At 65.1% G+C, this 12,003-nt stretch carries 8 protein-coding genes; 6 read left to right on the forward strand and 2 right to left on the reverse strand.

The features are described from left to right. Window positions 1-14: 14 nt before the first annotated feature. Window positions 15-1,319, forward strand: a complete 1,305-nt coding sequence (locus tag IWX89_RS09750) for an O-antigen ligase (protein ID WP_196903375.1) — start codon at window positions 15-17, stop codon at window positions 1,317-1,319. 79 nt (window positions 1,320-1,398) lie between these two features. Beyond that, on the forward strand, window positions 1,399-2,703 hold the full coding sequence (locus tag IWX89_RS09755) for a hypothetical protein (RefSeq protein WP_196903376.1): 1,305 nt from the start codon (window positions 1,399-1,401) through the stop codon (window positions 2,701-2,703). Here IWX89_RS09755 and IWX89_RS09760 read toward each other — a convergent pair. Then, window positions 2,681-4,423 carry a hypothetical protein gene (locus IWX89_RS09760; protein ID WP_196903377.1) on the reverse strand — a complete coding sequence of 581 codons (1,743 nt, stop codon included), beginning with the start codon at window positions 4,421-4,423 and terminating at the stop codon, window positions 2,681-2,683. The two genes, IWX89_RS09755 and IWX89_RS09760, sit on opposite strands and share 23 nt — an antisense overlap. A 248-nt stretch (window positions 4,424-4,671) precedes the next feature. Between IWX89_RS09760 and glf the strand changes: the two genes are divergently transcribed. The 4 genes from glf to IWX89_RS09780 all read left to right on the forward strand — a co-directional run bounded on the left by glf (window position 4,672) and on the right by IWX89_RS09780 (window position 9,602). Next, on the forward strand, window positions 4,672-5,838 hold the full coding sequence (gene glf, locus IWX89_RS09765) for a UDP-galactopyranose mutase (protein ID WP_196903378.1): 1,167 nt from the start codon (window positions 4,672-4,674) through the stop codon (window positions 5,836-5,838). Between the two features lie 18 nt (window positions 5,839-5,856). Then, window positions 5,857-7,884 carry a glycosyltransferase gene (locus IWX89_RS09770; RefSeq protein ID WP_196903379.1) on the forward strand — a complete coding sequence of 676 codons (2,028 nt, stop codon included), beginning with the start codon at window positions 5,857-5,859 and terminating at the stop codon, window positions 7,882-7,884. 82 nt (window positions 7,885-7,966) lie between these two features. Continuing rightward, complete coding sequence (locus IWX89_RS09775; RefSeq protein ID WP_196903380.1) at window positions 7,967-8,854, forward strand: ABC transporter permease; 888 nt, start codon at window positions 7,967-7,969, stop codon at window positions 8,852-8,854. Window positions 8,855-8,885: 31 nt separating this feature from the next. After that, window positions 8,886-9,602: an ABC transporter ATP-binding protein gene (locus IWX89_RS09780; protein WP_231383125.1), complete on the forward strand. Its 717-nt coding sequence runs from the start codon at window positions 8,886-8,888 to the stop codon at window positions 9,600-9,602. A gap of 81 nt (window positions 9,603-9,683) precedes the next feature. Here the strand turns inward: IWX89_RS09780 and IWX89_RS09785 are convergent, their stop codons facing one another. Continuing rightward, on the reverse strand, window positions 9,684-11,957 hold the full coding sequence (locus IWX89_RS09785) for a hypothetical protein (protein WP_196903382.1): 2,274 nt from the start codon (window positions 11,955-11,957) through the stop codon (window positions 9,684-9,686). Window positions 11,958-12,003 lie beyond the last annotated feature (46 nt).

Below are 12,003 nucleotides of genomic sequence, written 5' to 3' on the forward strand. Positions count from 1 at the left end.
AGCGTGGGAAGACCATGATCCCGAACATCCCCGTCCGCCAGGTCTCGCCCAGGGTCATGCGCTTCCTCGGGGCGCCCCGGTTCGCCGCCTCCCTCACCCTGGCAATTATCGGGACGGCTTTCTCGACCCACTTCATCCGGGGTGTGATGGGCTGGGCCGGGCTGGTCGGCGCCCTGGTCACCCTCGTGGCGCTGGCGGTGGCTTCCCTGATCGCACGCCGGGAGCGGACCGACTGGCACGGGCTCCTGCCGATCTCGATCATGGTCTTCGTCGGCTGGTGCGCTCTCTCGCTGCTCTGGTCCGGCTATGCGTCCGACACCGTGCGCGGGGTGCTCTACCAGCTCGCCTTCACCTTCCTGGCCATCTATGTGGCCCTAGCCCGCGACACGATCCAGATCGTGCGCGCGACGGGCGACGTGCTGAGGGTTCTCCTCGGGTTGTCTCTCGCCCTCGAGGTGCTGTCCGGCCTGCTGCTCGACCTGCCGATCATGTTCCTCGGCATCCAGGGCAATATCGCCCACCTCGGGCCGGTGCAGGGCATCTTCGGCTCCCGCAACGTGTTCGGCCTGGTCTCCCTGATCGCCGGGGTCACCTTCATCGTCGAGGTGCGCGCCCGGTCGGTGCGCCGCGGCGTCGGCATCGGTTCGATCGCACTCGCCGGCTTCGGCCTGCTGCTCACCCGCTCCCCCGTCATCCTGGTCGTCGCCCTCTTCGTCGGGCTGGCGGCGCTGGCGCTCTACTGGCTCCGGCGCGCGGCCGTGGAGAACCGCTGGATGCTGCAGATCGGCCTGCTGGGCACCACCGCTGTTGTCGGAATCGCCGCTTTCGTCGCCAGAGCCCAGCTCATCGACGTGCTCAACGCCGGCAGCGAGTTCGGGGTCCGGTACTCGCTCTGGAGCGAGATGTGGCGCCTGGTCAGCCTGCACCCGCTGGAGGGCTGGGGCTGGGCCGGGCTCTGGCCGACCGGCGTGACACCCTACGGCTGGCTCGAATTCGTCACCAGGCGCGACCAGGCATCCGGACTCAACGCGTTCCTCGACGTGTACTTCCAGGTCGGCCTGGTCGGCTTCCTGGCGTTCCTGGCCCTGGTGGGGCTGGCGTTCTGGCGCTCCTGGCTGCTCGCGTCGAACAAGCGCACCCTCGTCTACGTCTGGTCACCGCTGGTGCTGGTGATCCTCATCGTCACGTCGGCGGCGGAGAGCACCGCACTGATCGAGTTCGGCTGGCTGCTGCTGCTGATCTGCGCTCTCAAGGCAGCACAGGGCAAGAGCTGGCGACGGATGCTCAAGCCGAGCCCACGCAATGAGCTCGGCTACTGACGATTACCCGGCCCGGGAAACATCCATGCGGGCCCTGCAGAATGTAATGAACCAGTCGATGGAAGCGGGACCCGTGCACGTGAGTCAGACAGAAGAGCCAGATCAGGATCGAGCCACCACCACCGCGGCCAGCCCGAAGGCCGGAAACGGATTCATCCTGATCGTGGCCGCAACCGGACTGGTCGGTATTGCCGGTTATCTGATCACGGTGTGGGTTCCCAACCTGATCGGGTTCGGCCCGTACGCGACCTTCGCCGTGTTCTGGGCGTTCATCTTCCTGGTTGCGGCGGCACTGACAGGCATCCAGCAGGAGATCACCCGCGGAACGCAGGCGAGAATACCCGGCGACACCACCCGTTCCGGGCAGGCCGGAAAATTCGCCATACTGGCGTTTTTCGTGGTGCTGACCGCTGTGCTCGGCACGGCGCCGCTCTGGCAGGCCGCGGTCTTCCCCGAATTCGGCTGGGCGCTGGTCGTGCCGCTCGCCTTCGGCGCCGCGTCGTACGTTCCGCTCGCTGTACTCTCCGGGTCGCTGTACGGGATCAACCACTGGAAGGCCCTGTTCGCCCTGATCAGCATCGAAGGGCTGCTCCGGCTCGTACTGGTGATCACCGCGGCATACCTGCGGCCCGATGCCGTCACCTTCGCCTGGGCGATCGCGATTCCGTTCCCGGTGGCTGTGCTGGCCGTCTGGCCCTTCGCAAGGGCCAGGGTGGTCGGAAAGACCCGCCTGGACGTCACGCTGCCCCAGCTCACCTGGAATGTCACCCGCACCATCGTCGCGGCCGCCGCAATGGGAGTGATGATCAGCGGGTTCCCTCTCATCCTGCAGCTGACTTCGGCCGGTGAAACCGCCGATCTGGTCGGCCTGGTGATCGCGGCCGCCACGCTGACACGCGCTCCGCTCATCGTCGTGGGCATGGCGCTACAGAGCTTCCTAATCGTGTTCTTCCGCAGCCGCGCAGCCCGTTTCTGGCGCACCCTGCTCATGCTGGAAGCAGCGGTCGTCGCCCTGGGACTCGTGCTGGCTGTTACCGGCTATCTGCTCGGCCCAGCCGTCTTCACGATCGCGTTCCCGCAGGAGGACGCACCGGCCAACTGGCTCATCGCCACCCTGATCCTCTCGTCTGCGCTCGTAGGGGCGCTCTGCGTGAGCGCGCCGGCCGTACTCTCGCGCAACGCCCACACGGCGTTCAGCGCCGGCTGGATCGTCGCGGCGCTCACGACGATCGGGTGTCTGCTGCTCCCGCTTCCCTTTCTCGAGAAGACGGTACTGGCCCTGCTGGCGGGCCCGGCCGCCGGCGTGCTCGTTCACGCGACCTATCTGACGATCGTGAGGAACGCCGGATCCCGAGCTCCCGTCAGATCAGTCCCCACAGTGTGATCGTGCCGGTCGTCCCGTCCGGGTTCGTGTACGGCAGGCTGGACTGCTCGACGAGGTCCACGGCGTAGCGATTGCCCCAGTCGTCACCGCAGGCGCTGTCGGACAGCACCTGGGTGGCGTTCCCGGCCAATGCGGCCGCCCGGTCGATGCCGCCGCCCAGTCGGCTGGAGACGATGGTGGCGATCGCGTCGTAGTCGGTGGGCCATGCCATGCCGAGGTGGTAGTACGCGATCGGGACGCCAGAGGTGATCTTGAGCACCCGCGGGTCGATGCACGAATCGACCATCAGCAGCGTGCCAGGGTGGGCCGCGGCGGACTGCAGGGCGAGCGCGGTCAGCGCCTGGTCCCGCGGCGAATCGGTCACCAGCAAATTCCGAGCGATGCCGGAACGGAAGAACACCCACCAGTCGCTCAGGGACAGGGTCGCGACTCCGACGCAGAGCACGGCGGCCACCAGCACGCTCCACCGCGGCACCACGCTCCACGGGCGCTCACGCTCGACCGGCTCTGTCGGCTGCGTCTTCGCCACGGTGCCACGGTGCCAGAGCTCGGTCAGTACCATCACACCGATCGGCAGGATGGTGGCCGCTACGAGGAAGAAGACATCCATGTACAGGCGGTACGGTTCGGCGTTGGCGCCCCAAACGTCGTTCGTGCCGAGCAAGGTCCAGGCCAGTGCGGCGCCGACCGAGTACGCGGCCCAGAGGGGGCGCCGGCGCACCAGCGCCGCCACCAGGATCACGCCCAGGGGAACGATGAGGGCCAGCCCGGAAATCAACCCGGTGCCCAAGGGAACGCCCAACTCGGTGTTGGAGGCCACTCGGTAGGTCAGGAACGGATCCCCAGTGACCAGGCCGACGACGGTTCCGACGACCTGCGGCGACGCACCCAGCACCACGGCCACGCAGTACAGCAGAACAATGCCTCTGCTTCGCACGATGAGAGAGATAACTCCCGGTACGGCCGGAAGCAGCCCGAACACCAGCGCCGGCAATTGCCCACCGGCATCGGTGACGGTGGTTCCGGCCAGGTACACCACCGGGATGAGCGCGAGCGAGAGCACCACGAGCACGATCCGTCGCCCGCTGAGAAGGACCCACGCCGCCAGGCCGAACGCCAGGAGGTAGATCGCGGCGATGAACGAGTAAGTCTGCACATTGGCGAGCCCGCCGAGGACGAGGCAGATCAGGGTCGTGGCCACAACGCGCAGCCGGGGCCGCGCCGGGCGCAGCCAGAGCAGTCCCAGCACCAACAGGCAGATCGACGCGACCGACAGCGATACGGTCTCGCCATTCAGGGTGTGCAGAATGCCGAACGGTCCCCAGATGACGGCGTGCGATTCGAGCGGGGTGTACCAGCCGGTCACAGTGAGTCGGGAAAAAGTCCCGAGCATGAAGGGCACTGGCGCGATCAGTCCGACCCACCAGCGCCGGCTCAACCGGATCAGAATCGCGGCCAGCAAACCGACAAGCACCAGCTGGATGGCCATTCCGCAGACGTTCCACGCGACGATGGGGTCCCAGCCGGTCACCCGGGCGACGAGTCCGATGAATTCGTAGTAGAAGCGGGGGTAGGTGTTCGCACCGGTTTCGGTGTCGGGTTCGAAACTCGCGGACTGGCCCTCTGAAAAGTTCTTTACGATCGCCAGGTAGCCCAGCTGGTCGTGCACGAAATAGTCCCGGAACCGGCCGAGGGACAAGCCCGGCGTGGCCAGATACATGCCCGCTTGGACCACGAGGTGCAGGAGAAGAGCCCCTATGACAGCTGCCGCGTCGAAGAGTCGACGGCGCCCGGGGTGTCTTGCAACTCGCACGTCGTCCACTCGGACACCATACACGGCGCGCCAATGACTCAGTGCCGTGGTCGGGACGCGCGGACGCTGGAGAAGAACCGCCTCTCAGGAACCATCGGCTATCGTGGAATGCTGCAGGAGTTGGCTGCTACCTCCCTAAATGAAGGACTATTGATATGACGGTTGACCTCCTGGTCGTTGGTTCGGGCTTCTTCGGCCTGACCGTTGCGGAACGAGCCGCCAGAGATCTCGGACTCAAAGTCATGGTCATCGACCGGCGCAACCACATCGGCGGCAACGCGTACAGCGCGCCGGAACCCGAGACCGGAATCGAGGTGCACCAGTACGGAGCCCACCTCTTTCACACTTCGAACGAGCCGGTCTGGGAATACGTCAACCGCTTCACGAAGTTCACGAACTACGAGCACCGGGTCTTCACCAACTTAGGCGGCGAGGTCTTTCCGCTGCCGATCAACCTGGGCACGATCAACCAGTTCTTCCGTTCCGCGTATTCGCCCGACGAAGCGCGCGCGCTCATCAGGGGCCAGGCGAGCGAATTCGCCACGGGGGAGTCCCGCAACCTCGAGGAGAAGGCGATCTCCCTGATCGGCCGCCCCCTCTACGAGGCCTTCATCCGCGACTACACTGCCAAGCAGTGGCGGACCGCGCCGACGGCCCTGCCCGCCGAGGTCATCAGCCGCCTGCCCGTTCGGTACAACTATGACAACCGTTACTTCAACGACACCCATGAGGGTCTCCCGTTCGACGGCTACACGGCCTGGATCGAACGGATGGCGGACCACCCGAACATCGAGGTGCGCCTCGACACCGATTTCTTCGACGAGAGCCAGGAATTCAACAAAAAGGCCGTCGTCGGCCGCTTGCCGGTTGTCTACACAGGTCCCGTCGACAAGTACTTCGACTACCAGGGCGGCGAACTCACCTGGCGCACCTTGGACTTCGAGCAGGAAGTGCTTCCCGTCGGCGACTTCCAGGGCACCCCGGTGATGAATTACGCCGACTCCACCGTGCCGTACACGCGCATCCACGAGTTCCGTCACTTCCACCCGGAGCGGGCAGATTACCCCAAGGATAAGACGGTGATCATGCGCGAGTTCTCGCGTGCGGCCACTCCGGCGGACGAGCCTTACTACCCGATCAACACCCCCACGGACCGCGAAAGCCTGCAGGCCTACCGGGCATTGCAGGGCGGCGAACCCGACGTCTTCTTCGGAGGCCGCCTGGGCACCTACCAATACCTCGACATGCACATGGCCATCGGCTCTGCGCTGTCGATGTACGAAAACAAGCTCAAGCCGCTCCTCAGCGGACGCACCATATAACGACTCGGAGTCTCAGCCATGACCACGCCCATCGTTCTGCAAAAAGTCGTCTTTCCGTCCTCGTCGGAGCCGGACGTCGCTCCGCTGTACGTCGACCCTGACGAGTGGACCCAGATTGCTGCCCCGGGCAAGAACACCTCGTCGAAGCGTCGCGGAGCCGCTCCAGACGAGGCGGGAGTAAAGCCGCTGCGTCTCACCCACCACAACGTCACGCCCATGCTCGACGGCCGGCGCGGCCTCAAGCCCGGGTTGGACAAGCGCGTCTCCCTGGGCACCTACTTCAATGCCTTCCCGGCCAGTTACTGGCGCCGGTGGACCAGCCTGACCAGTGTGCGGCTGAGCATCACCACCGCGGGCCCCGGCGACATCATTGTCTACCGCTCCAACGCCCGCGGCGTGATCCAGGTCGTCGACTCCGCACACGTCGAGCTCGACGGAACCGTGGGGTTCGACCTCGGCTTCGAGTACTTCATCGACGGCGGCTGGTACTGGTTCGACCTCGTGTCCCGCGGCTCGGACTTCGCGCTGAAGAGCGCCGAGTGGCAGGCACCGCCCAGTGACGTGCCGGCCGCCCCAGAGAAGACGCTCACCATCGCTATCACCACGCTGAACCGCACGGCGTATTGCCTCCAGCTGCTCGCGACCATCGCCACTGATGCTGACGTCCTGGCCGGACTCGACCAGATCATTGTGGTCGACCAAGGCACCGACAAGATTCGTGAGCACGCGCGCCACGCCGAGGTCGATGCCGCCCTGGGTGGACGCCTGCGCGTGATCGATCAGGTCAACGCCGGAGGATCCGGCGGTTTCTCCAGGGGCATGCTGGAAACCGTCGCCGCCGGCACCAGCGACTACGTGATGCTGCTGGACGACGACGTGGTCGTCGAACCGGAGAGCATCCGCCGCGCTCTCGCGTTCGCCCGTCTCTGCACCTCACCTACCATCGTGGGCGGCCACATGTTCGACATGTTCGACAAGACCAAGCTGCACGCCTTCGCCGAGTCGATCGACAGCTGGAACTTCATGTGGGGCCCGATCACACCGTCGCGGCACGACTTCACCTCGATGAACCTGCGCCAGACCACCTGGCTGCACCAGCGTAACGACGTGGCGTACAACGGCTGGTGGATGAGCCTGATCCCGGTCGAGATCATCCGCGAGGTCGGCCTGTCCTTGCCTGTTTTCATCAAATGGGACGACGCCGAGTTCTCCCTGCGCGCGTCAGAACACGGCTACTCCACGATCAGCCTGCCCGGCGCCGCAGTCTGGCACGTCTCCTGGGTGGACAAGGACGACTCCAGAGACTGGCAGGCGTTTTACCACGCACGTAACCGGCTGGTCGCGGCCCTGCTGCACTCCCCGCACGCCAAGGGCGGCCGTCTCACGGTCAGTAACCTGGCCTCTGACGTACGGCATCTGCTCACCATGGACTATTACACCGTCAAACTGCGCCAGCTGGCGTACGAGAGCGTCATGGCCGGCCCGGATGCCCTGCACGGCGAGCTGACCACCCGTCTGCCTGCCATCCGCGCCATCGCCGGGAACTATTCGGAGTCGACCCTGATCAAGGACCTCGGCCGGTTCGGCCGGTTCCCGATGACCAACCTGGTCGGCAGCGACGCGCCGCGGCCGAGCGGGCGCCAGCTCTACTCGTTCCTGATCAAGAACTTCGTTCGGCACGGCATGAAGAAGCCGCACGCCCAGAGCAACGTGCGCCCGGACACCCACCTGCCGCGTACCGCCCCATGGTGGACCGTCCCTAACCTCGACAGCGTGGTCATCACCAACGCCGAAGGATCCGGGGTGACCTGGCACATCCGTGACCGGGCCATGTTCAGGTCGCTGCTCTGGTCGAGCCTGACCCAGAACCTCCGTTTCCGCCGCCGCTGGAGCAGCCTGAGCGAGGTGTACAAGTCCCGTCAGCACGACCTGACCTCCATGGAATCGTGGACGGCGACTCTCGGACTGGACTCCCCTCCTGCAACGCCTGATGCGACCGACGGCGACACCCTCATCGCCGTCCCAGCTCAGAGCCCCCGCGAGTAGACACCAGATCGGACGGAAGCGAGCAGCTAGAATCACGGGTGGGCCCGTTGCCCCCTCCCGGTGAATCCAGGCAGGCGACTCGATGAAAAGGACCCGCGTGACGCAAATCGTTTCAGGACCCGACCTCGACGGGTTCGTCCGGCCAGGTCAAGGGGCGGGGCTGATCGACGTTTTCCGCCGACGGTACTTGCTCTCCCTGCTGGTACGCAAGGAAGTGCAGGTGCGCTACCGAGGCTCGGTTCTCGGCTGGATGTGGTCTTACGTCAAGCCGATCACCCAATTCCTCGTTTTCTTCGTTGCCCTCGGGGTGTTCCTGCAGTTGAACGGGAGCATCCCGAACTATCCGGTGTACCTGTTCTCTGGTCTCGTCGTCATCAATCTGTTCAGCGAGGCGTTCAGCAACGGAACGAAATCGCTTGTGGACAACGCGCCGTTGATCAAGAAGATCTACCTGCCGCGCGAGCTGTTCCCGGTGTCGTCGACCCTCGTGGCATTCATCAACTTCCTGCCGCAGGCGATCGTCCTCGCGGTGGTCTGCGTGTTCACCGGCTGGGCCCCGAACCTGGTTCAGGTTCTGGGCATCGTGCTCGGAGTGCTGATCGTCGTTCTCCTCGCGATGGGACTCAGCCTTTTTTTCGGGTCCATCAACGTGTCCTTCCGAGATGCCCAGAACTTCGTCGAGCTCATTCTGCTCGTCGCGACCTGGGCCTCCCCGGTGCTCTACCAGTGGTCGATGGTGGACAAGATCCTGCCGGACTGGCTGATGGTCATCTATCAGCTCAACCCGGTCACCGCCGCGGTCGAGTTGCTGCACGCCGGTTTCTGGTTTCCGACGACCGACGCCGAGGTGACGATGCCGCCGAACCTCTGGTTCTTCGGATTGTGTGCCCTGATCACGTCGAGTGTGTTGCTCGTCGTCGGTCAACTCGTCTTCCGCCGATTGGAGCGTCGTTTTGCCCAGGACCTATAGTGAGCATGCCGAAGCGCAGCGAGAGCCGCGCTTGGCCATCATCGTCACCGAGCTCAGCAAGACCTTTCTCCTGCGGCACACACATTCCTTGAAGGAATCCGTCATCGCCGCAGTGCGGCGCAAGCCGCTCTCCTCCAGCTTCAATGCCCTTGACGAGGTGAGCTTCACGATCAACACCGGTGAGTCCGTGGCCCTGCTCGGGTTCAACGGATCGGGCAAGTCCACGCTTCTCAAGCTGATTTCCGGGGTCCTCCGGCCCGATCGCGGTGAGGTGTTGACCCGCGGCCGGGTTGCCGGTCTGATTGAGGTCGGTGCCGGCTTCCACCCGGACCTGTCCGGCCGGGAGAACATCTACCTCAACGCGGCCATCCTCGGCATGTCCCAGAAGGAGATCGATTCGCGCTTCGACGACATCGTCGAATTCTCCGAGATCGCGAAATTCATCGACACCGAGGTCAAGCACTACTCGTCCGGCATGTTCCTGCGGTTGGCGTTCTCCGTCGCCATCCACACCGAAGTCGACATCCTACTGGTCGACGAGATCCTGTCGGTGGGCGATGAGCCGTTCCAACGCAAGTGCCTCGCCAAGATCCGCCAGCTGCACGCAGAGGGACGCACGCTGGTCGTGGTCAGTCATGATCTGGGAATGGTGGCCGATCTCTGCGACCGCGGGATTCTGATCGACAAGGGCCGCGTGGTGTTCGATGGGGAGTCACACGAGGCAGTCGTACGGATGCGCGCGCAGTAGGGCGCACGCAACGGAAGATACACGAGAACGCCCCGACCTCGGTCGGGGCGTTCTCGTGTATCCGTGCCTGTGTCGGCCGGTCTAGAGGGTGCCCCCGTTGGGAAGGCTGGAGACCTCGGACGGGTTCACGGTGAAGATCTGCGGCGCGGAGCCGCCGTTCGCCGCGACCAGATCAGACCAAGTGTTCACGGCCTTGCGCTGGCCCCCGAGCACGTAGTACACGGTGCTGGTTCCAGACGATTTCACGAACACCTTGTCGATCGGCGCTGCACTGGAACGGGACAGCACGCCGCATGCATCGCCCAGAGCGGCAACCGGCAGTCCGTGCGGGTTGTTCGCCGTCACCGCGTACAGCGTCCCTCCGAGCCCGATGTAGGTCGCGCCGGCACAGGACACGACCCGGCTGAGCGTGGCACCCGTGGTGGCATAACCGTTGACCAGCTGGTCGGGCACTGCCCGCCAGCCGCCGAGGCCGAGGGCGTCACTGGTGCCGAACGAATCGAGCCGCAGCTTTCGGTCCAACCCGTCGGTCGCCCACACCGTGGCATCCGAACTCGACTTGACCAGCGAGTAGGGGGCGACGACGACGCCGGCCTGCGGCAGCCCTCGCACGGTATCGGTCGTGAGCGTGGAGATGACCGGAGCGGAGCCGTTGTTGAGGCGGATCACGTCGTTCCAGCCCCAGACGGGCCGTACCGCCCCGCCGGTGATCAGGGAAACGTTGGGCGAGCCCGGGCTGATCACGAAGGCCGCCGTGGCGATCGACGCCCCGCCGCCGAAGGCCGCGCAGGTCGGCCCGGTCAGCGCGGTAACCGGGATCCCGGTTCCGTTGCTCCTCAGTGGCGAGAATGCCTGGCCGTTCACGAGCCCCTCGGTGCCGTTGCAGTTGGCCACGATGGTGAGGTCCGCGGCCGCCCGGGCATAGCCGTTGATCACGCTGTCGCTGACCGTGCGGATGGTGCTCAGTCCGTATTCGGCGAGCACAGCCATTGTGGGGATGTGGATGCGGGAGCCCCAGCCGTCGATGAAGAACAGATCGTTCGACGACGCGGTCTTGACGGCCGTCGCCGGCGTGGCAAGGACCCGTCCGATCGGGTAGCGTTCGCCGACGGCCGTGCGCATGGTGCCCACCCACGGACTGGCGCCGCCGTTGAGGGCGAGCACCCCGGCCCACTCGTCAACCGGGGACCGAGCAGAGGCGTTGAGGTAGTAGGTGGTGGAACTGCCCGGCAAGACCATGAACGCCGACACGTCTCCGCCGCCGGGGAGCTTGGCCCACTGGCCGGGCATCAGGTCGATGGCCTTCGAGCAGTCGTATCCCCAGTCGGCGACCTGGCTGCAGCTGCCGAACCGGTGCCGCGAGTTGCCCTGAACCAGAGCGATTTCTCCGCTCAAGGGGTTGCGAACCAGTTCGCTGGCGTCGTTGCCTGCGGCGTAGCCCGAGAGATAGGACGCGGGGACGTCCCGGTAGCTGCCGAGATTGGCCAGCGCGTAATAGATGTCCATGGTCGGCACCCGGTACTTCGAGGTGCCGGCGATCAGGGAGAGGTCGCCGGTGCTGGTGTCGCGGACGATGGAGCTGCCGCCGTGGGTGTCGCCGAACCAGTCGGTGAACAGCCGCCAAAAGTTGCGGTTGCCGTAGGTTGAGCAGCCGTCACCGGTTCCGTACAGATTGTTCAGAGCGGCGCTGTTCGGCCGGTAAGGGGTGTAGATGTACAGTGCCGCTGTCGCCTGGTTTTCGATGTACACATTGCTGGCGCCGCAGGCAGTATTCGGGTTCCAGAGAATCGAATTCCATCGACCGGCGACGTACCCGCGGGAGCCCGGGTTTGCCTGGTACTTCTTGAATTGGTAAGCCGCGTTATACACCTGGTTGAAGAATCCGTAGTACTGCGCGTCGCAGTCCGCCGTGTCCGGACATCCGTAGCCCATCGCCTTCCGGTACACGGCGCTTGATGGGGAGGAACTCCCAACGAGGCTTGTTTCCTTCTCGAGCATAACTAGAAGCGCCTGCGGGTTGATGCCGCAGGCGCGGGAGACTTTGTAGATGATGCTGGCGGCGGACTCTCCGCCGGAGCCTTGGTAGGCGGCGCAGCCCTCACCCTTGGCGCTCTGACCGGCGGTGGCTTGGGAGTAGTCCTTCAGGCACACGTAGCCCGACCGGCAGTTGGACACCTTGCCATTCAGGAATGACTGGATGTCCCGCTCGGACATGGTGCCGGAATTGTAGAACTCGGCGTCACTGATGATGTTGCCGGCGTTGAAGTCGCCTGCGCTGGCGGCCTCGGCTTTGTCCCGGTTGGTCGTGGCTGCCACGGTGAGGAAACCGAGCACGAGAGCAAGTACCCCCAGCATGGCCACGAGATTTCGGATGGTCAGGCGCTGGACGGGGGCGCCACGC

The organism is Cryobacterium sp. MP_M3 (assembly GCF_015752155.1).
GTDB lineage: Bacteria > Actinomycetota > Actinomycetes > Actinomycetales > Microbacteriaceae > Cryobacterium.